Here is a 19,960-nt window from a genome sequence, read left to right on the forward strand (position 1 = left end):
CGTAGTCTACCGGAAAGCCCCTTTCAGCTCAAACCTTGATCTTCGATCTGCGGCTGCCAATGCAAATGCCAGCCACTTTGCTCACCGCCATTTAGCCCCCGCAGGTTCGCCACCGCCAGCAATTGCGGGCCTCTGTAGACCAGCGGCAATCTGCCACGGGCGAAGCCCGGCACACCGCGTTCGTTGAGTAAACGCTTCAAGTCACGGTGGCCGCGATCGGGCAGGTTCATCACCTCGCCTCCCTCACGATAGCGGATCTGCAGCGGGCCAACGGGGATCTGACCGGTGAACGTGAGTACACCGTTATCCGGCAACGCCAGTGATACCGAGGGATCAGCCCAAGACACCGGGGATGGCGGAGTGCGCAGCCAGCCACCCGACAACCACCAGACACGCCTACCCGCGCGATGCAATTCACCCGCCGCCAGCCGCCAGACCGGACGCGCATCGCCGGTCGCATCACGAAAATTTACCCAACCCGACCAATGGTCACTGTCCGGCAAAGTCGTCAGCGGTTTGAGCCAATGACTTAGCGCATTGCGCTGACGCGCATCAGACAGTTTTTCCAGTGGTGCCAGCGCCAGCGACGGCAAACCCAGCCAATCGAAATCGCTGACCGTGGTGGCACGGGCCAGATCGATTTGCGCCAATTCATCGAGCAGTTCTTGCGCTTCGCTCAGATGCGCAGCGCTGCGTGCCATGGTTGCCACCGCTTGCGGCCAGCGCGCAGTCAACACCGGGAACACCTGATGACGCAGATAATTGCGCGAGAACTGGCGGTCCTGGTTCGACGGATCCTCGATCCAGCCCAACTGATATTCAGTCGCGTAGGCCTCAAGCTCCGCACGCGTTACGTCGAGCAACGGCCGCAACAGATGCCCCCGACCCAAAGGACGCTCGCTCGGCATTCCCGACAACCCTCTCACCCCTGCCCCACGCATCAGCCGAAACAACAGGGTTTCCGCCTGATCGTCGCGGTGTTGGCCCGTGAGCAGCACGTCACCGACGTGAGTCGCCGCGATGAAGGCGCCATAACGCGCATCCCGCGCCGCACGCTCAAGACTGGCGCCGGGTTCAACCTGAACGCGCACGACTTCTAGCGGCACTCCCAACGCATCACAGACCGACTGACAATGTTCCGGCCACGCATCAGCCGCAGTCTGAAGGCCGTGGTGGACATGGATGGCGGTCAGCGTCGGCAGGGATTGGTTTTTTGCGAGATGGGCGAGTAGGTGCAGCAGGACGGTGGAGTCGAGACCACCGGAGAAGGCGATGCGCCAGGTTGTGGCGTTGCGCCACGGTGCAAGATTCAGCAGGAGTCTGGCAGGCAAATCAATCGTGGGCTGACTCATATCGATCACTTCGCACAAATCAAATGTGGGAGCGGGCTTGCTCGCGAAGGCGGCGGAACAGCCAACAAATTCGTTGAATGTTACATCGCTTTCGCGGGCAAGCCCGCTCCCACAGTTTTTTCTATTGTCAGCCGAATCTGCGTCAGATCAGAGACCGTAGCTCATCAGACGCTCGTAACGACGGGCCAACAGCGCCTTGTTATCGAACTTCTTCAACATCGCCAGTTGCGAGCTCAGCTCGGCGCGGATCGAGGCAGCCGCAGCGGCCGGATCACGATGAGCGCCGCCCAATGGCTCGCCGATCACTTTATCGACAATGCCCAGGCCCTTCAGACGCTCGGCAGTAATGCCCATGGCTTCAGCAGCATCCGGAGCCTTCTCGGAAGTTTTCCACAGAATCGAAGCGCAACCTTCCGGCGAAATCACCGCGTAGGTCGAGTACTGCAGCATGTTCAGCTGATCGCAGACGCCGATCGCCAATGCACCACCGGAACCACCTTCACCGATCACGGTGGCAATGATTGGGGTTTTCAGGCGAGCCATGACGCGCAGGTTCCAGGCAATTGCTTCGCTCTGGTTGCGCTCTTCGGCGTCGATGCCTGGGTAAGCACCCGGGGTGTCGATGAAGGTCAGGATCGGCATTTTGAAACGCTCGGCCATTTCCATCAGACGGCACGCCTTGCGGTAGCCTTCAGGACGCGGCATACCGAAGTTGCGGCGAACCTTCTCGCGCACTTCGCGGCCTTTCTGGTGACCGATGATCATCACCGGCTGGTCGTCCAGACGGGCAATGCCGCCAACGATCGCGGCGTCGTCGGAGAAGTGACGGTCGCCGTGCAGTTCGTCGAACTCGGTGAAGATGTGTTCGATGTAGTCCAGGGTGTACGGACGTTTCGGGTGACGCGCCAGACGTGCGATCTGCCAGCTGGTCAGCTTGCCGAAGATGTCTTCGGTCAGCGTGCTGCTCTTGTCCTGCAGGCGGGAGATCTCATCGCCGATATTCAGCGAATTGTCATTACCGACCAAGCGCAACTCTTCGATCTTGGCTTGCAGGTCGGCGATCGGCTGTTCGAAATCTAGAAAATTCGGGTTCATAGGCGTCCGTCTTGGGTCGACCTTCCAAGAGAGCTTGGGCCGGCCGGTTGTCTATTCGCGCCCTACCTTAAGGGACAGGCGCGTTCAGGTCGAGATTAAAAATTCGGGTCGGGATCAGGCGCGCTCTAATGGTAAAGAATGGCACCTGACCGTCAACGGTATTGGAGGAAGACGTTGTCTCGCCCGAACTGGTCACGCAGGGCTTGAATCAAGGCATCCGCCGGATCGATCCGCCAGGTCTCGCCGAACTGCAACAAGGCCTTCGCATCGGGACTGGTGTACTCCATGGTGATCGGGCACGCGCCACGGTGGCGCTTGAACAGCTCACCCAGCCAGCGTAGCTGATCGCCCTTCAAATCCTTGGTGTGCAATTTCAGGCGCAGGCTTTCGGCCAGGTTGGTGCGCGCATCTTCCATGCTCATCACGCGCTTGACCCGCAGCCGCAGGCCGCCAGAGAAGTCGTCATTGCTGACTTCGCCTTCGACCACCACCATCGCGTCGGTCTGCAACAGCGACTGCGCGGAGTGGAAGGCGTCGGCGAACAGCGAGGCTTCGATCCGGCCGGAGCGATCGTCGAGGGTAATGAAACCCATCTTGTCGCCCTTTTTGTTCTTCATCACTCTCAGGGCGATGATCATGCCCGCGACTGTCTGGGTATCGCGAGCCGGCTTCAGATCGATGATGCGCTGACGGGCGAAGCGACGGATCTCGCCTTCGTATTCGTCGATCGGGTGACCGGTCAGGTACAGGCCCAGGGTGTCTTTCTCCCCTTTCAGGCGTTCCTTGAGGGTCAGTTCCTTGGCCTTGCGATGATTGGCGTAGACGTCGGCGTCTTCCTCGACAAACAGCCCGCCAAACAGGTCGGCGTGACCACTGTCGTGGGTGCGCGCGGTTTGTTCGGCAGCCTTGATCGCCCCTTCCATCGCGTTCAACAAGACCGCGCGGTTCTGGTCGATGCTGGCTTGATAGGCTTTGGGTTCGTCATGAAAATACGGGCCCAGACGATCCAGCGCGCCGCTGCGGATCAAACCGTCCAGGGTGCGCTTGTTGATCCGCTTGAGATCGACACGGGCGCAGAAATCGAACAGATCCTTGAACGGCCCGTCCTGACGCGCCTCGGTGATCGCTTCCACCGGCCCTTCGCCCACACCCTTGATTGCGCCGAGGCCATAAATAATGCGGCCTTCGTCATTCACCGTGAACTTGAACTCCGAAGTATTCACATCCGGCGCGTCGAGACGCAGCTTCATGGTGCGAATTTCTTCGATCAAGGTCACGACCTTGTCGGTGTTGTGCATATCCGCCGACAGCACCGCGGCCATGAACGGCGCCGGGTAGTGGGCTTTCAGCCAGGCGGTCTGGTACGACACCAGGCCATACGCGGCGGAGTGCGATTTGTTGAAGCCGTAACCGGCGAACTTTTCTACCAGGTCGAAGATGTTACCGGCCAGGTCGGCGTCAATATTGTTGGTGGCGCAACCCTCAATGAAACCGCCACGTTGCTTGGCCATTTCTTCGGGTTTTTTCTTACCCATGGCTCGACGCAGCATGTCTGCACCGCCAAGGGTGTAACCGGCCATGACCTGAGCAATCTGCATCACCTGTTCCTGATACAGGATGATGCCGTAAGTCGGCGCCAGGACTGGCTTGAGGCCTTCGTACTGGTAATCCGAGTGCGGGTACGCGAGCTCCGCGCGACCGTGCTTACGGTTGATGAAGTCGTCCACCATGCCTGATTGCAACGGGCCCGGACGGAACAGGGCCACCAGTGCGATCAAGTCTTCCAGGCAGTCGGGCTTGAGCTTTTTGATCAGCTCTTTCATGCCGCGCGACTCGAGCTGGAACACCGCAGTGGTTTCAGCTTTTTGCAACAGCGTGTAGGTCGGTTTGTCGTCCAGCGGAATGAACGCGATATCCAGCGGCGGCTCGTTGATCTTGGCGCGATCGCGATTGATGGTTTTCAGCGCCCAGTCGATGACCGTCAGGGTCCGCAGCCCCAGGAAGTCGAACTTCACCAGACCGGCCGCCTCGACGTCGTCCTTGTCGAACTGGGTTACCAGGCCATCGCCCGCTTCGTCGCAATAAATCGGCGAGAAGTCGGTCAGCTTGGTCGGCGCGATTACCACACCACCGGCGTGTTTGCCGACGTTACGCACAACGCCTTCAAGCTTGCGCGCCATTTCCCAGATTTCCGCAGCCTCCTCATCGACCTTGATGAAGTCGCGCAGGATTTCTTCCTGCTCGTAGGCTTTTTCCAGGGTCATGCCGACTTCGAACGGAATCATCTTCGACAGACGATCCGCCAAACCGTAGGACTTGCCCTGCACCCGCGCCACGTCACGGACCACGGCTTTCGCCGCCATGGAACCGAAGGTGATGATCTGGCTAACCGCGTTACGGCCGTATTTTTCGGCCACGTAATCGATCACGCGGTCACGGCCGTCCATGCAGAAGTCGACGTCGAAGTCGGGCATGGAAACCCGTTCCGGGTTAAGGAAACGTTCAAACAGCAGGTCATATTCCAGCGGGTCGAGGTCGGTGATCTTCTGCACATAGGCCACCAGCGACCCGGCACCCGACCCACGACCCGGACCTACCGGCACGCCGTTGCTCTTGGCCCACTGGATAAAGTCCATCACGATCAGGAAGTAACCTGGGAAGCCCATCTGGATGATGATATCCAGCTCGAAATTCAACCGGTCGACATAAACCTGACGCTTGGCTTCGTAGTCTTCAGTGGTGTCCTTGGGCAGCAGAACGGTGAGGCGCTCTTCCAGACCGTCGAAGGAAACCTTGCGGAAGTACTCGTCGATGGTCATGCCGTCGGGAATCGGGAAGTTGGGCAGGAAGTGCTTGCCCAGCTTCACGTCGATGTTGCAGCGCTTGGCGATCTCGACGGTGTTTTCCAGCGCCTCGGGCAAGTCGCTGAACAGCTCGGCCATTTCCTCGGCGCTTTTGAGGTATTGCTGATCACTGTAATTCTTCGAACGCCGCGGATCGTCGAGGGCGCGGCCCTCACCGATGCACACGCGGGTTTCGTGGGCTTCGAAGTCTTCCTGCTTGATGAAGCGCACGTCGTTGGTCGCCACCAGCGGCGCGCCGATCTTCGCCGCCAGCGCCACGGCGCCGTGCAGTTGTTCTTCGTCATTGGGGCGGCTGGTGCGCTGGACTTCCAGATAGAAGCGATCCGGGAACACCGCCATCCACTCGCGAGCCAGGGTTTCGGCTTCGTCCGGGTTGCCGCTGAGCATGGCCAGGCCGATCTCGCCCTCTTTCGCCGCCGACAGCATGATCAAGCCTTCGCTGGCTTCAGCCACCCACTCGCGCTCGATGATCACCGACCCATTGCGCTGGCCGTCGATGAAGCCACGGGAGATCAGCTCGGTGAGGTTGCGATAACCCACCGCATTCATCGCCAACAGGCTGATCCGGCTCAAGGAGTTGTCCGGATCCTTGTTCGACAGCCACAGGTCGGCGCCGCAGATCGGCTTGATCCCCGCACCCATGGCAGCTTTATAGAATTTGACCAGGGAACACATGTTGTTCTGGTCAGTGACCGCCACGGCAGGCATGTTCATGCCGACCAGGGTCTTGACCAGCGGTTTGATCCGCACCAGACCGTCGACCAGGGAATATTCAGTGTGCAGGCGTAGATGAACGAATGAAGCCGGCATAGTGATCCTGTCTAGAAACTAGAAACGTGAAGACAACAAGGCCCGGATTGTACCGGGCCTTGAGTAAAACATCAGCCTGCGACTAACTCCCGATCAGGTTTTCCCGCGCTTCATACGCCAAGCGTACCGGGGCGAACGAGCGACGATGGATTGGGGTCGGCCCCAAGCGGGCCAGCGCTTCCAGATGAACGGGTGTCGGGTAGCCTTTATGGCCTCCGATCCCGTAACCCGGATAAATCAGTTCGAATGCCGCCATTTCTCGATCACGGCTGACCTTGGCCAGAATCGATGCCGCGGCAATGGCTGGCACCTTGCCGTCACCCTGGATCACCGCTTCGGCGCGCATCGAGAGCTTCGGGCAACGGTTGCCGTCGATCATCGCCAGTTTCGGCTGAATATGCAGCCCCTCGACAGCACGCTGCATGGCCAGCATGGTGGCGTGAAGAATGTTCAGCTCATCGATTTCTTCTACTTCAGCCCGAGCGACATACCAGCTCAGGGCTTTTTCGCAGATTTCGTCGTAAAGCGCTTCGCGACGGGCTTCGGTGAGCTTTTTGGAATCGTTGAGGCCCAGGATGGGGCGGCCCGGATCGAGGATCACTGCCGCCGTCACCACCGCACCGCACAGCGGGCCGCGACCGACTTCATCGACACCCGCCACCAGATCTACAACCTCATCGACCAGCATAAAATCCAGGCCCAGCTGCTTGCTTGCTTTGCTCATTATGCTCTGCCAATCAGGTTCAGTACCGCGTCCGCTGCCTGATTGGAGGCGTCCAAGCGCAGGGTTCGGTGGATTTCGTCAAAGCCTCGGGTCTGCTCCTGGCCACCTTCGATCAGTGGCGACAGGGTCTGGGCCAAGGCCTCAACCGTCGCATCGTCCTGCAACAACTCCGGCACCAGCAGGCGCTGGGCCAGCAGATTCGGCAACGAGACGTAGGGACTCTTCACCATCCGTTTGAGAATCCAGAACGTCAGCGGTGCCAAGCGATAAGCGACCACCATCGGCCGCTTGTACAACAAGGCTTCCAGCGTAGCGGTGCCCGAAGCGATCAACACGGCATCGCAAGCAGCCAGGGCCAGATGGGACTTGCCGTCGAGCAAGGTCAGTGGCAGATCACGACCGGCCAGCAGCTCTTCAAGCTGGGCCCGGCGCTGCGGGCTCGCGCATGGCATGACGAACCGTACGCCCGGGCGCATGGCACGCACGCGCTGGGCGGTGTCGAGGAACAGCGCACCAAGGCGCCCGACCTCACCACCCCGGCTACCCGGCATCAGGGCGACCAGCGGCCCATCCGGCAAGCCAAGTTCGGCCCGCGCTGCGGCGCGATCAGCCTCAAGCGGAATCGCATCGGCCAGGGAATGGCCGACAAACCGCACCGGCACGCCCTTCTCTTCATAAAATTTAGCTTCGAACGGGAACAGCGTCAGCATCAGGTCGCAACCTTCGCGAATCTTCAGCACCCGCTTCTGTCGCCAGGCCCAGACCGACGGGCTGACGTAATGCACGGTCTTGATCCCGGCCTGACGCAGCTTGAGTTCGATATTGAGGTTGAAGTCCGGGGCATCGATACCGATGAACACGTCCGGCTTCTCGGCGATCAGGTCTGCGACCAGTTTCTTGCGACGTGCCAACAGCTCGCGCAAACGGCCCAGCACTTCCACCAGCCCCATGACAGAAAGGCGTTCCATCGGGAAATACGACGTCAAGCCTTCGGCCTGCATCAGCGGACCGCCGACACCGATGAACTCGACCGCCGGATGCTGAACCTTGAGTGCGCGCATGAGGCCCGCACCCAGAATGTCACCGGAAGCCTCTCCCGCCACCAGCGCAATACGCAAATTGGCCATGGTTAACGGGTGATGCCGCGGGTCGAAGACTGGATGGAGTCACGGAACACCGCGACTTCCGGGAACTGCAGCGAGGGTTCGGCCAGCTCGACAAGCGCCTGCTCGACCGTCAGGCCCTGGCGGTAAACCACCTTGTAGGCACGACGCAGCGCGTGGATCGCATCTTCGCTGAAACCGCGACGGCGCAGGCCTTCGAAGTTCATGCTGCGGGCTTCGGCCGGGTTGCCGAAAACCGTGACGTAGGCTGGAACGTCCTTGCCAATGGCAGTACCCATACCGGAAAAGCTGTGGGCGCCAATGTGGCAATACTGGTGAACCAGGGTAAAACCGGACAGGATCGCCCAGTCTTCAACGTGTACATGGCCCGCCAACGCGGTGTTGTTGACCAGGATGCAGTGGTTGCCGATAACGCTGTCGTGACCGATGTGGGCGTAGGCCATGATCAGGTTGTGATCGCCCAGGGTCGTTTCCGAACGGTCCTGAATGGTCCCGCGGTGAATCGTCACGCCTTCGCGAATGACGTTATGGTCACCGATGACCAGACGGGTTTCTTCGCCCTTGTATTTCAGATCGGGCGTGTCCTCGCCTACCGAAGAAAACTGGTAGATGCGGTTGTGCTTACCGATTCGGGTCGGGCCCTTGAGAATCACATGCGGCCCGATCACTGTCCCCTCGCCGATTTCCACACCTGCGCCGATGATCGACCAAGGGCCGACTTCGACGTCGTCGGCCAGAATGGCCGTCGGATCGATGATTGCGCGAGGGTCAATCAAACTCATAGTTTGCGTTCCGCGCAGATGATTTCAGCGGAGCAGACTGGCTTGCCATCGACCGAAGCCTGGCATTCGAACTTCCAGATCTGACGCTTGCAGCTCAGGAACTTGGCTTCCAGGATCAACTGATCGCCCGGCAGCACAGGCTGACGGAAGCGCAGTTTGTCGGAGCCGACGAAGTAATAAAGCGTGCCGTCGGCAGGCTTCACGTCGAGCATTTTGAAACCAAGGATCCCGGCAGCCTGAGCCATCGCCTCAATGATCAGTACGCCCGGCATGATTGGATGCGCAGGGAAGTGACCATTGAAGAACGGTTCGTTGATGCTGACATTCTTGTAGGCGCGAATGCGCTTGCCTTCCACATCCAGATCCACGACCCGGTCCACCAGCAGGAACGGGTAACGGTGAGGCAGGTATTCGCGAATCTCGTTGATGTCCATCATTTCGGGGGGAAGCCTATGTAAAGATTGGGAGCGCGCGACTGACGCGCACTCCTCTAGCAAATCAAGGAGGCAGTCTAGCGGCTGTGCACACTTGATATGGAAATGGTATCAGCCATCTGATGAAGCATTACCGCCAGGGGTCACGTCCCCTACACGCTTTTCCAGCTGTCGCAAACGTCGCGCGATGTCATCAAGCTGACGGATACGGGCCGCGCTTTTACGCCATTCGGCTGCCGGTTGCATCGCCGTACCGGAAGAATAGGAACCCGGCTCGGTAATCGAGTGGGTCACCATGGTCATCCCGGTCAGGAAAACGTTGTCGCAAATCTCGATATGTCCCACCAGCCCTACGCCACCGGCGAGCATGCAATGCTTGCCGATTTTGGTGCTGCCGGAGATCCCCACACAGGCGGCCATGGCAGTGTGATCACCGACCTGGACGTTGTGAGCGATCTGAATCTGGTTGTCGAGCTTCACACCATTGCCGATAACGGTATCGGCCAGTGCGCCGCGATCGATAGCGGTATTTACGCCTATTTCCACGTCATCGCCGATCGAGACACCGCCGATCTGGGCGATTTTCTGCCAGACACCTTTCTCGTTGGCAAAACCGAAGCCTTCACCGCCGAGCACGGCACCGGATTGAATCACCACCCGTTTACCGATGCGCACATCGTGATACAGCGTGACGCGCGGGGCCAACCAGCCGCCTTCGCCGATTTCGCAGCGCACACCGATGAAGCAATGAGCTCCAACGGTCACACCTGCGCCAATACGCGCTGCACTTTCGATGACCGCAAAGGCACCGATGCTCGCCGCTGGATCGACCACTGCATCCGCTGCCACCACCGCTGTCGGGTGAATACCGGCAGGCGCCTTGGGTTTGGGATCGAACAAGTGGGAAACGCGCGCGTAGGCCAGATACGGATCCGGCACCACCAGCGCATCACCGGCAAAACCTTCTGCGTCAGCGGCCTTCAGCAATACGGCTGCGGCCCGACTGTCAGCCAGGTATTTACGGTATTGAGGATTTGCCAGAAAGCTCAACTGAGCTGGGCCAGCCTCTTGCAAAGTGGCTAGCCCAGTAATTGCTTTCTTCGGGTCGCCACGCAAGGTGGCGCCGAGGAACTCGGCCAACTGGCCGAGCTTTATAGTCGCTGTCATGGGTTACTTCAGCTGATTCATGCGCTCGATAACCTGGCGAGTGATGTCGTACTGAGGCTTGACATCAATCACTGCGCCACGCTCGAAGACCAGGTCAAAGGCACCTTTCTTGATGACTTCTTCCACAGCGCTGTCCAGTTTCGGCTTGAGCTGCTTCAGCATTTCACGGTCGGCAACGGCTTTGGCTTCGTTCAATTCCTTGGACTGGAACTGGAAATCACGGGCCTTTTGCTTGAACTCGAGTTCCAGACGTTCGCGCTCGCCTTGCTGCATCTTGTCGCCACCGGCCATCAGACGGTCCTGGATACCCTTGGCGCTGCTTTCCAGGCTCTTGAGCTTGGTCAGTTGCGGGCCAAACTTCTTCTCGGCATCCACGGCGTATTTTTTCGCCGCGTCAGATTCCAGCAGTGCCATCTGATAATTCAGTACGGCAATTTTCATATCGGCAAAAGCCGGTCCTGCAACCAGTACGGTCGCCAGGAGAACCAATTGAGTCAACTTACGCACGATGCACTCCTACAAAATCCATTGTCGTTATCTTGGGTCAGATGCTTAGAACGTCTGGCCGAGGGAGAATTGGAACACTTGAGTTTCAGCGTCATCCGGTTTCTTGACCGGCATCGCCAGTGCGAAGCTCAGAGGACCGAGCGCGGTAACCCATGTCACGCCGATACCAACGGAACTGGCCATGTTGCTCAGGCTAATGTCGTTGCACTGCGTATTGGACTTCGAACCGTCAGCGTTCCTGGTCTCTTTGCACGTCGAGTCGAACACGTTACCCACGTCCCAGAATACCGAAGTACGCAGGGAACGCTGATCCTTGACGAACGGTAGAGGGAACAGAACCTCAACACCGCCCTGGATCAGGACATTACCACCGAATGGCAGTGGATCCTGGTCAGGATCTCGAGACGTACCCGGGTTAGTGCCCTGGCTTGGCGTACTGCGAGGACCAAGGGTACTGTCCTTGAAGCCACGAACCGAGTTGAAACCACCAGCATAGTAGTTTTCATAGAACGGCAGGCCGTCGGTCGAACCGTAACCATCGCCGTAACCCAGTTCAGTGTGCAGGCGCATGGTGTAGTTTTCAGTCAATGGCTGGAACAACTGGCCACGGTAATCAAGTTTGAAGAACGACAAGTCGCTGCCAGGGGTGGTGGCTTCCAGAGTCAGGCTCTGGGAACGACCACGGGTCGCCAATACACCTTTGTTCAGCGTGGACTCGGACCAACCGGCCGAGGCCTTGAAGTTCAGGTAATTGTCGCCTTCCTGATTAACGAAGTCGAAAATCTCATCAACCGTGTATCGGCCAGTCTTGATCTTGTCCTGTTGCGCGGTCAGGCCGAAGGTCAGGCGCGAAGTCTCACTGATCGGGTAGCCGACGCTCACGCCCGCACCCAGGCTGTCTACGGCATAGCTGGCCACGTCGACGTCGAGGTCGTCATAGTCGGTGGTGCGATAGAAAGCGTTGTAACCCAGGCTCACACCGTCAGCAGTCCAGTACGGGTCGACATAACCGAAGTTATAGCGGCTCTGGTATTCACTGCGGGTCAAACCGACGCTGACCTTGTTACCGGTACCCAGGAAGTTGTTCTGGGTGATCGAACCACCAAGGATCAGACCGGCACTCTGGGCGAAACCGACGCTGGCGGTAATCGAGCCGGACGCCTGCTCTTCAACGCTGTAGTTCACATCAACCTGGTCATCGACACCGGGCACGGCCGGCGTCTCGACGTTGACTTCCTTGAAGAAGCCCAGACGTTCCAGACGGGTCTTGGATTGATCGATCAGGTAAGTCGAAGCCCAACCGCCTTCCATCTGACGCATTTCACGACGCAGCACGTCGTCTTCGGACTTGGTGTTGCCACGGAAGTTGATACGGTTCACATAAGCACGCTTGCCCGGATCGACAGCGAACGTGATATCGACCGTGTGATCGTCATCGTGAGGCTGAGGCACGCCGTTGACGTTAGCGAAGGTGTAACCCTCGTTACCCAAGCGACGGGTGATCAGTTCAGACGTGGTGGTCATCAGCTTGCGCGAGAACACCTGGCCTTTCTGAACCAGCAGCAGGGACTTGATCTGGTCTTCAGGGACTTTCAGGTCACCGCTGAGCTTGACGTCACGAACGGTGTACTTCTCGCCTTCGTTGACGTTGACGGTGATGTAGACGTGTTTCTTGTCCGGGGTGATGGACACCTGGGTCGAAGCGATATCCATATTGATATAGCCGCGATCCAGATAGTAGGAGCGCAGACGCTCCAGGTCACCGGAGAGTTTTTCACGAGCGTACTTGTCGTCATTCTTGAAGAACGACAACCAGTTGCTGGTCTTGAGTTCGAACAGGTCGATGAGGTCTTCATCAGGGAAAACAGTGTTACCCACCACGTTGATGTGCTGGATAGCTGCAACGGTGCCTTCGTTGATATTGACCTTCAGACCCACGCGGTTACGCGGCTGTGGCACCACTTCGGTATCGACGGTAGCGGAGTAGCGGCCCTGAGCGACGTACTGACGCTGCAGCTCGTTACGCACACCTTCAAGGGTGGCGCGCTGGAAGATCTCGCCTTCGGCCAGACCGGATTGTTTGAGGCCCTTCATCAGGTCTTCAGTGGAGATCGCCTTGTTGCCTTCGATCTCGATACTGGCGACCGACGGACGCTCGACTACAGTGATGACGAGGACGTTGCCATCGCGACCCAGCTGGATATCTTGAAAGAACCCGGTTTTGAACAACGCACGAGTGGATTCCACCAGGCGACGATCATCCGCCTGTTCGCCGACGTTCAACGGCAAGGCACCAAAGACGCTACCCGCGGAGACCCGCTGTAGGCCATTGACGCGAATATCAGAGATAGTGAAGGACTCGGCGTGAACTTCGGCGATCATCAATACGGTGAGAACCGCAGTTAGCAGCAGACGTTTCATGAAGTCCTTTCTTATTCCAACTGGCAATAAAAACTGCCGCAAAATGCGGCAGATTCGCAATTCAGCGAAGCGTTACAGTCGGCCCAGATCATTAACCAGAGCAAGTAACATCACCCCGACCACCAAACTGATACCGATCTGTATCCCCCAACCTTGCACCCGATCCGACAAGGGACGACCACGCGCCCACTCGATCAGATAAAACAACAAATGCCCCCCATCCAGTACAGGAATGGGCAACAAATTCAGAACCCCAAGGCTAATACTCAGATAAGCAAGGAAATTCAGGAAATCAGCGACGCCCGACTGGGCAGAAGCGCCCGCCACTTTAGCAATGGTTATCGGTCCACTCAAGTTTTTTACCGAGAGCTCACCGAACAACATTTTCTTGAGCGAATCGAGGGTCAGTACACTCATGGTCCAAGTGCGTCGGGCACCCTCGCCAATCGCAGCCACCGGACCGTAACTGACTTCGCGAATCATCTCTGGTGGCCAATCGACCGCTTTCACCCCGGCGCCCAGATAACCACTGGGCGATTTACTCTCGCCGCGAGCGGCCAACGTCACAGGGACGTCGATTTGAGCACCATCGCGCTCGACGCGCAGCATGATTTTGGTATCCGGATGCATACGGACGATGTCGACTACCTGCTGCCAGTCGTCCAGCGCCTTGCCATCAAGGGCCAACAAGCGGTCACCCGTTTTCAGGCCGGCAGCCTTAGCCGGCCCTTTCGGATCAAATTCGGCCAGGACGGGTGGCAACGCCGGACGCCAAGGACGAATGCCCAGCGAGCGAATCGGATCTGGCTCCTCAGCCCCCTTGAGCCACTTGTCCAGCACCAGCTCACGGGGCGAGTCCACCGTGGAGCCCTGTTCGCGGACCAGCAATTGAATGGCACCGCTCTCGCCCAGACGACGGATCAGTTGCAGGTTCACCGCAGCCCAGCCGGAGGTTGGCTCGCCATCGATGGCCATGATTTCCTGGCCCGGGCTCAAACCTGCCTTGGAGGCAATACTGCCAGACTCTACCGCGCCGATAACCGGCCGCACCTGCTCGCTGCCCAGCATTGCCAATGCCCAGAAAAACACCATTGCCAATAGAAAGTTGGCAATCGGGCCGGCCGCGACGATGGCGATGCGCTGACGGACAGATTTGCGATTGAAGGATTGATCGACCTGGTCGGCCGGGACCTCACCTTCGCGCTCGTCGAGCATCTTCACGTAGCCACCCAACGGGATGGCGGCGATTACGAACTCAGTGCCTTTGCTGTCGTGCCAGCGCAACAACGGCATGCCAAAGCCCACGGAGAAACGCAGCACTTTGACCCCACAGCGACGTGCGACCCAGAAATGGCCGAACTCGTGGAAGGTGACCAGCACACCCAGCGCTACCAGGGTGCCGACAATCATATAGAGCGCGCTCATGTACTTTCTCCGCAATCCTATCAGTGCTGCATGGGGCAACGTATTGCAGCACTTATCGCCCGTGACGGCTCAACCATTGCCCGGCCAGTACCCGTGCTTTCGCATCAGCCGTAAACACTGCCTCGAGATCATTCACTGCAACCACAGGCTCGAGGTTCAACACTTCCTCGATAATACTCGCGATTTCCAGGTAGCGAACCCGCCCGTCGAGAAACGCCGCCACAGCCACCTCATTCGCGGCATTGAGCATGGCCGGCGCGCTATTGCCAGCTTCGGCGGCTTGACGCGCAAGGCGCAGGCACGGAAAACGTTCCTCATCGGGCGCCTGGAAATCCAGGCGAGCGATGGCAAACAGGTCCAGCGGCGCAACCCCCGAGTCGATTCGTTCCGGCCAGGCCAGGGCATTGGCGATCGGCGTGCGCATGTCCGGATTGCCCAACTGCGCCAATACCGAACCATCGATGTAGTCGACCAGTGAATGGATCACGCTCTGCGGGTGAATCACCACTTCGACCTGGGACGGCGTGGCATCGAACAGCCAGCAGGCTTCGATCAGCTCGAGCCCTTTGTTCATCATGCTGGCCGAATCCACTGAAATCTTGCGCCCCATGGACCAATTCGGATGGGCACACGCTTGTTCGGGGGAAACATGCTCCAGTTCGGCCATGGGCGTCTGCCGGAACGGGCCGCCAGAGGCTGTCAGTAAAATCCGACGCACCCCGACCGCGCCAAGTCCACGAGCGAAATCCTGTGGCATGCACTGGAAAATCGCGTTGTGTTCGCTGTCGATCGGCAGCAGCACTGAACCGCTTTTGCGCACAGCCTGCATAAACAGCGCACCGGACATCACCAGCGCTTCTTTATTGGCCAGAAGAATCTTCTTGCCAGCCTCGACCGCCGCCAGAGTCGGACGCAAGCCCGCCGCACCGACAATAGCCGCCATTACCGCATCGACTTCCGGATCGGAGGCGACCTGACACAAGCCCTCCTCCCCTACCAGAACCCGGGTCGACAGACCGGCCGCGCGCAAATCGTCCTGCAAGCGTCGGGCAGCGCCAGATTCCGGCACGACGGCGAAGCGCGGCACATGACGCACACACAGCGCCAACAGTTCACTCAAACGAGTGAAACCGCTCAAGGCGAAAACCTGATAACGCTCGGGATGACGAGCGATGACGTCAAGGGTACTCAGACCAATCGAACCGGTCGCCCCCAGCACGGTAATCTGTTGTGGGCGGCTCACGGTGCGGCCATCCACAGCAGCACGGCGAATACCGGAATCGCCGCCGTCAGGCTATCGATTCGGTCCAGCACGCCGCCGTGGCCAGGCAGCAGATTACTGCTGTCCTTGATCCCCGACTGGCGCTTGAACATGCTTTCGGTGAGGTCGCCCACCACCGAAATGAACACGATTATTGCGGCACCGAACAGCCCCATCAGCATCTGAGCGAAACTCCAGTCCCGCACAAAACCGACGATTGCTGTAATCATCAGACTCACCAGCAAGCCGCCGTACACGCCTTCCCAGCTCTTGCCAGGGCTGACCTGTGGCGCCAGCTTGCGTTTGCCGAAGGCCCGACCGGAAAAGTACGCACCGATATCAGCCCCCCAGACCAGCACCATCACCGCCATGATCAGCCAGTTACCCAAGGGCTGCTGCTTGATCAGAACCAGGCCTTGCCACGCCGGTAACAGAATCAACAAACCGATCACCAGTTTGCAGGCAGCACTGGCCCAATGTTCGCTGGACCGGGGATAGGTCAGCACCAGATACGTGGCCACGCCCCACCAGAGCACTGCAGCGCCCAACACCCAAGGCGCGAGCCCCGGCAGGATATGCATGAAAAACAGCATCAACGCGACCACAGCGGCATAGGCAAGGCGAATCGACTGAGCAGCGAAACCTGCCAACCGCGCCCACTCCCACGCCCCAAGCGTCACCACCAGCCCGATGAACAGCGCAAAACCGGACCCTTCGAGCAGGAAAAACCCGCCCAGGGCAATCGGCAGCAGAATCAGTGCCGTGATGATTCGTTGTTTAAGCATTAAACCCGGGCTCCAGCCTCGACCTGCTCGCTCGTTTTACCGAAGCGACGCTGGCGAGAAGCGAAATCGGCTAGCGCATTGCGCATGGCGTCGTGTTTGAAGTCCGGCCAGAACAGGTCGGAGAAGTACAACTCGGCGTAAGCCAGCTGCCACAGCAGGAAATTGCTGATGCGATGCTCGCCACCGGTACGGATGCACAAGTCTGGCAACGGCAGATCACCGGTCGCCAGGCAGGTTTGCAACAGCTCGGGGGTAATGTCCTCCGGACGCAGATGCCCGGCCTGAACTTCACGGGCCAGACGCTGCGCGGCTTGCGCGATATCCCACTGACCGCCGTAGTTGGCAGCGATCTGCAGGACAAAGCGGTTGTCACCGGCAGTCATCGTCTCGGCTTCGCGCATGGCCGCCTGAAGCTCCGGGTGAAAACGCGAGCGATCACCAATGATGCGCAAACTGATGTTGTTGTCGTTGAGACGCTTGGCCTCGCGACGCAACGCCTTGAAGAATAAATCCATCAAGGCACTGACTTCATCTACCGGGCGCTGCCAGTTCTCACTGGAGAAGGCGAACAAGGTCAGTACTTCGACCTTGGCCTCGGCACACACCTCAATCACCGCACGCACCGCATCCACGCCCGCTTTATGCCCGGCGACACCCGGCATAAAGCGTTTTTTCGCCCAGCGATTATTACCATCCATGATGATCGCGACATGGCGCGGCACCGCGGACGGCGCAGTCTGCTTTGTCTTATCCATTAAAACGTGACCCTTATACGGCCATCAGGTCTTTTTCTTTCTGCGCCAAATTCGCGTCAATTTCAGCCACGTATTTTTTGGTCAGATCATCAATTTCGCCAGTAGCGCGACGCTCTTCGTCTTCGCTGATTTCCTTTTCCTTGACCAGATCCTTGAGTTGGCTGTTCGCATCACGACGGATGTTGCGTACCGCAACGCGGGCATCTTCAGCGACATCGCGAGCCTGCTTGGTGAAGCCCTTGCGGGTTTCTTCGGTCAGGGCCGGCATGGAGATCAGCAGCAACTCGCCGAGGTTGGTCGGGTTGAGGTTCAGACCCGCGCTACCGATGGCTTTGTCGACGGCACCCAGCATGTTGCGCTCAAAGGCAACCACTTGCAGGGTACGGGCGTCTTTCACGGTGATGTTAGCCACTTGCTTGATCGGCGTGTCGGAGCCGTAGTACGGAACCATGACACCTTCCAGAATGCTTGGGTGCGCCTGGCCCGTACGAATACGGCCGAAGTTGTGCGCCAGCGATTCGACGGATTTTTTCATGCGCTCTTGAGCGTCTTTCTTGATTTCGTTGATCATTGTTGGCCTTCCTCGATCAGAGTCCCTTCAGCGCCGCCATGTACGATGTTCAGCAGGGCGCCGGGCTTGTTCATGTTAAATACGCGCAACGGCATCTTGTGGTCGCGGCACAGGCAAATAGCCGTCAGATCCATCACGCCCAGCTTGCGATCCAGTACTTCATCATAAGTCAGATGATCGAACTTCTCGGCATGCGGGTCTTTGAATGGATCAGCCGTGTAAACGCCATCGACCTTGGTTGCCTTGAGCACGACGTCAGCGTCGATTTCGATTGCACGCAAGCAAGCTGCCGAATCCGTGGTGAAGAACGGATTACCGGTACCGGCCGCAAAAATCACGACTTCCTTGGCGTTCAGGTGGCGCATGGCTTTGCGGCGATCATAGTGATCGGTCACGCCAACCATGGAAATGGCCGACATCACGATGGCCGAGATATTGGCACGTTCCAGCGCATCACGCATCGCCAGGGCGTTCATCACAGTGGCCAGCATGCCCATGTGGTCGCCAGTGACCCGATCCATGCCGGCCGCGCTGAGCGCCGCACCGCGAAACAGGTTACCCCCGCCGATCACCAGACCAACCTGAACACCGATGCCGACCAGTTGGCCAACTTCCAGCGCCATGCGATCCAGAACTTTCGGATCGATCCCGAACTCTTCCGAGCCCATCAGGGCCTCGCCGCTAAGCTTGAGTAGAATGCGTTTATAGCGAGCCTGATAACCACTGCCCTGCTGAGCCATTGCGAATCTCTCCTGCGGCGTATTTTAAAAAATTCTTTGCGGGCTGTTTGCAGCCTGCGTTCACTCTAGCTTGACGCTATCACAGCGCCATCGGAACACGGCTTTGTAAGCCAGTTCCGACGAGAAGCCAAATAAATTGGCATCCCCATCTGAAAAGAGGCTGCGCGCGTGAGCGGGCAGCCTCTTCAGGGCGACAGTTAAAAAACCGTCTTATTGCTTGGCAGCAGCCAGTTGGGCAGCAACTTCTTCAGCGAAGTTGTCGACCGGCTTCTCAATGCCTTCGCCTACTTTGAAGTAGGTGAAAGAAACGATTTCTGCACCGGCTTTCTTGGCCAGTTCGCCGACCTTGATTTCAGGGTTCTTGACGAACGCCTGCTCAACCAGGCTCGCTTCAGCCAGGAACTTGCTGATACGGCCTTTGACCATGTTTTCAACGATGTTTTCTGGCTTGCCGGCGATCTTGTCAGCGTTGAGAGTCAGGAACACGCCCTTCTCACGCTCAATCGCTTCAGCGGAAACTTCCGACGGCAGCAGGAATTCAGGGTTGGTCGCCGCTACGTGCATAGCGATGTCCTTGGCCAACTCAACAGTGCCGCCTTTCAGGACAACTGCAACACCGATCTTGTTGCCGTGCAGGTAACCACCAACAACATCACCTTCAACACGAGCCAGGCGACGGATATTGACGTTTTCGCCAACCTTGCCGACCAGTACCAGGCGATCAGCTTCTTGAGCTTCGATCAACGGAGCAGCTTCAGTCAGCTTGTCAGCGAACGCTTTTTCTACGCTGGAAGCAACAAATGCCTTGAAATCATCCTGCAAAGCCAGGAAGTCGGTCTGCGAGTTCACTTCCAGCAGAACGGCGGATTTACCGTCTTCTTTAAGAGCGATCGCGCCTTCAGCGGCAACGTTGCCAGCTTTCTTGGCTGCCTTGATGGCGCCCGAAGCACGCATGTCATCAATGGCTTTTTCGATGTCGCCGCCGGCCTTGGTCAAGGCCTTTTTGCAGTCCATCATGCCTTCGCCAGTACGCTCGCGCAGTTCTTTGCGCCTTTGGCACGTCCGGACACCGAGGTAGCTCGTTCGATCTGAGTTTCAACGAATGGCACGTTCTGGCCATCAGCCAGGCGATCTGCCTGTACC

The 19,960-nt window shown here is 58.4% G+C and carries 17 protein-coding genes; all 17 read right to left on the reverse strand.

Annotated features, from left to right (window positions below):
* Positions 1–23: 23 nt before the first annotated feature.
* Positions 24–1,352, reverse strand: a complete 1,329-nt coding sequence (gene tilS, locus ACQKPC_RS21030) for a tRNA lysidine(34) synthetase TilS (RefSeq protein WP_427626118.1) — start codon at positions 1,350–1,352, stop codon at positions 24–26.
* A 147-nt stretch (positions 1,353–1,499) separates the two neighbouring features.
* Positions 1,500–2,447, reverse strand: coding sequence for an acetyl-CoA carboxylase carboxyltransferase subunit alpha (locus ACQKPC_RS21035; RefSeq protein ID WP_008010221.1), 948 nt, complete (start codon positions 2,445–2,447; stop codon positions 1,500–1,502).
* 152 nt (positions 2,448–2,599) lie between these two features.
* Positions 2,600–6,121: a DNA polymerase III subunit alpha gene (dnaE, locus tag ACQKPC_RS21040; RefSeq protein WP_427626119.1), complete on the reverse strand. Its 3,522-nt coding sequence runs from the start codon at positions 6,119–6,121 to the stop codon at positions 2,600–2,602.
* A gap of 82 nt (positions 6,122–6,203) precedes the next feature.
* Positions 6,204–6,845 (reverse strand): ribonuclease HII, encoded by a 642-nt coding sequence (rnhB, locus tag ACQKPC_RS21045; RefSeq protein ID WP_427626120.1) that lies wholly within the window; start codon positions 6,843–6,845, stop codon positions 6,204–6,206.
* Positions 6,845–7,972 carry a lipid-A-disaccharide synthase gene (gene lpxB / locus ACQKPC_RS21050; protein WP_008072670.1) on the reverse strand — a complete coding sequence of 376 codons (1,128 nt, stop codon included), beginning with the start codon at positions 7,970–7,972 and terminating at the stop codon, positions 6,845–6,847. The genes rnhB and lpxB overlap by 1 nt, the downstream gene beginning before the upstream one ends.
* A 2-nt stretch (positions 7,973–7,974) precedes the next feature.
* Positions 7,975–8,751: an acyl-ACP--UDP-N-acetylglucosamine O-acyltransferase gene (lpxA, locus tag ACQKPC_RS21055; RefSeq protein ID WP_063342640.1), complete on the reverse strand. Its 777-nt coding sequence runs from the start codon at positions 8,749–8,751 to the stop codon at positions 7,975–7,977.
* A complete protein-coding gene (fabZ, locus tag ACQKPC_RS21060) occupies positions 8,748–9,188 on the reverse strand; it encodes a 3-hydroxyacyl-ACP dehydratase FabZ (protein ID WP_007907157.1) in 441 nt (146 codons plus the stop codon). The genes lpxA and fabZ overlap by 4 nt, the downstream gene beginning before the upstream one ends.
* A gap of 108 nt (positions 9,189–9,296) precedes the next feature.
* Positions 9,297–10,352, reverse strand: a complete 1,056-nt coding sequence (gene lpxD / locus ACQKPC_RS21065; protein ID WP_427626121.1) for a UDP-3-O-(3-hydroxymyristoyl)glucosamine N-acyltransferase — start codon at positions 10,350–10,352, stop codon at positions 9,297–9,299.
* Between the two features lie 3 nt (positions 10,353–10,355).
* Positions 10,356–10,859: an OmpH family outer membrane protein gene (locus ACQKPC_RS21070; protein ID WP_007907155.1), complete on the reverse strand. Its 504-nt coding sequence runs from the start codon at positions 10,857–10,859 to the stop codon at positions 10,356–10,358.
* Between the two features lie 45 nt (positions 10,860–10,904).
* Positions 10,905–13,280, reverse strand: a complete 2,376-nt coding sequence (gene bamA, locus ACQKPC_RS21075; RefSeq protein WP_427626122.1) for an outer membrane protein assembly factor BamA — start codon at positions 13,278–13,280, stop codon at positions 10,905–10,907.
* Between the two features lie 72 nt (positions 13,281–13,352).
* Positions 13,353–14,705 (reverse strand): sigma E protease regulator RseP, encoded by a 1,353-nt coding sequence (gene rseP, locus ACQKPC_RS21080; RefSeq protein ID WP_123501160.1) that lies wholly within the window; start codon positions 14,703–14,705, stop codon positions 13,353–13,355.
* A 52-nt stretch (positions 14,706–14,757) separates the two neighbouring features.
* A complete protein-coding gene (gene ispC / locus ACQKPC_RS21085) occupies positions 14,758–15,948 on the reverse strand; it encodes a 1-deoxy-D-xylulose-5-phosphate reductoisomerase (RefSeq protein WP_427626123.1) in 1,191 nt (396 codons plus the stop codon).
* Positions 15,945–16,751 (reverse strand): phosphatidate cytidylyltransferase, encoded by an 807-nt coding sequence (locus ACQKPC_RS21090; protein ID WP_427626124.1) that lies wholly within the window; start codon positions 16,749–16,751, stop codon positions 15,945–15,947. Before ACQKPC_RS21090 ends, ispC begins: the two co-directional genes overlap by 4 nt.
* On the reverse strand, positions 16,751–17,506 hold the full coding sequence (gene uppS, locus ACQKPC_RS21095; protein WP_427626125.1) for a polyprenyl diphosphate synthase: 756 nt from the start codon (positions 17,504–17,506) through the stop codon (positions 16,751–16,753). The genes ACQKPC_RS21090 and uppS overlap by 1 nt, the downstream gene beginning before the upstream one ends.
* A gap of 13 nt (positions 17,507–17,519) precedes the next feature.
* The gene (frr, locus tag ACQKPC_RS21100; protein ID WP_007907979.1) at positions 17,520–18,077 is read right to left on the reverse strand and encodes a ribosome recycling factor; all 558 of its coding nucleotides are present in this window, start codon (positions 18,075–18,077) and stop codon (positions 17,520–17,522) included.
* Positions 18,074–18,817 carry a UMP kinase gene (gene pyrH / locus ACQKPC_RS21105; RefSeq protein WP_003172271.1) on the reverse strand — a complete coding sequence of 248 codons (744 nt, stop codon included), beginning with the start codon at positions 18,815–18,817 and terminating at the stop codon, positions 18,074–18,076. The genes frr and pyrH overlap by 4 nt, the downstream gene beginning before the upstream one ends.
* A 210-nt stretch (positions 18,818–19,027) precedes the next feature.
* Complete coding sequence (gene tsf / locus ACQKPC_RS21110; RefSeq protein ID WP_427626126.1) at positions 19,028–19,834, reverse strand: translation elongation factor Ts; 807 nt, start codon at positions 19,832–19,834, stop codon at positions 19,028–19,030.
* Positions 19,835–19,960 lie beyond the last annotated feature (126 nt).

It is taken from the genome of Pseudomonas sp. NPDC089918 (genome assembly GCF_050280605.1).
In the GTDB taxonomy this organism is placed as follows: domain Bacteria; phylum Pseudomonadota; class Gammaproteobacteria; order Pseudomonadales; family Pseudomonadaceae; genus Aquipseudomonas.

Excerpts from the sequence above, each read along its gene's own strand:
- tilS (WP_427626118.1), bottom strand. The coding sequence starts at position 1,352 with ATGAGTCAGCCCACGATTGATTTGCCTGCCAGACTCCTGCTGAATCTT.
- ACQKPC_RS21035 (WP_008010221.1), bottom strand. The coding sequence starts at position 2,447 with ATGAACCCGAATTTTCTAGATTTCGAACAGCCGATCGCCGACCTGCAA.
- dnaE (WP_427626119.1), bottom strand. The coding sequence starts at position 6,121 with ATGCCGGCTTCATTCGTTCATCTACGCCTGCACACTGAATATTCCCTG.
- rnhB (WP_427626120.1), bottom strand. The coding sequence starts at position 6,845 with ATGAGCAAAGCAAGCAAGCAGCTGGGCCTGGATTTTATGCTGGTCGAT.
- lpxB (WP_008072670.1), bottom strand. The coding sequence starts at position 7,972 with ATGGCCAATTTGCGTATTGCGCTGGTGGCGGGAGAGGCTTCCGGTGAC.
- lpxA (WP_063342640.1), bottom strand. The coding sequence starts at position 8,751 with ATGAGTTTGATTGACCCTCGCGCAATCATCGATCCGACGGCCATTCTG.
- fabZ (WP_007907157.1), bottom strand. The coding sequence starts at position 9,188 with ATGATGGACATCAACGAGATTCGCGAATACCTGCCTCACCGTTACCCG.
- lpxD (WP_427626121.1), bottom strand. The coding sequence starts at position 10,352 with ATGACAGCGACTATAAAGCTCGGCCAGTTGGCCGAGTTCCTCGGCGCC.
- bamA (WP_427626122.1), bottom strand. The coding sequence starts at position 13,280 with ATGAAACGTCTGCTGCTAACTGCGGTTCTCACCGTATTGATGATCGCC.
- rseP (WP_123501160.1), bottom strand. The coding sequence starts at position 14,705 with ATGAGCGCGCTCTATATGATTGTCGGCACCCTGGTAGCGCTGGGTGTG.
- ACQKPC_RS21090 (WP_427626124.1), bottom strand. The coding sequence starts at position 16,751 with ATGCTTAAACAACGAATCATCACGGCACTGATTCTGCTGCCGATTGCC.
- uppS (WP_427626125.1), bottom strand. The coding sequence starts at position 17,506 with ATGGATAAGACAAAGCAGACTGCGCCGTCCGCGGTGCCGCGCCATGTC.
- frr (WP_007907979.1), bottom strand. The coding sequence starts at position 18,077 with ATGATCAACGAAATCAAGAAAGACGCTCAAGAGCGCATGAAAAAATCC.
- pyrH (WP_003172271.1), bottom strand. The coding sequence starts at position 18,817 with ATGGCTCAGCAGGGCAGTGGTTATCAGGCTCGCTATAAACGCATTCTA.
- tsf (WP_427626126.1), bottom strand. The coding sequence starts at position 19,834 with ATGATGGACTGCAAAAAGGCCTTGACCAAGGCCGGCGGCGACATCGAA.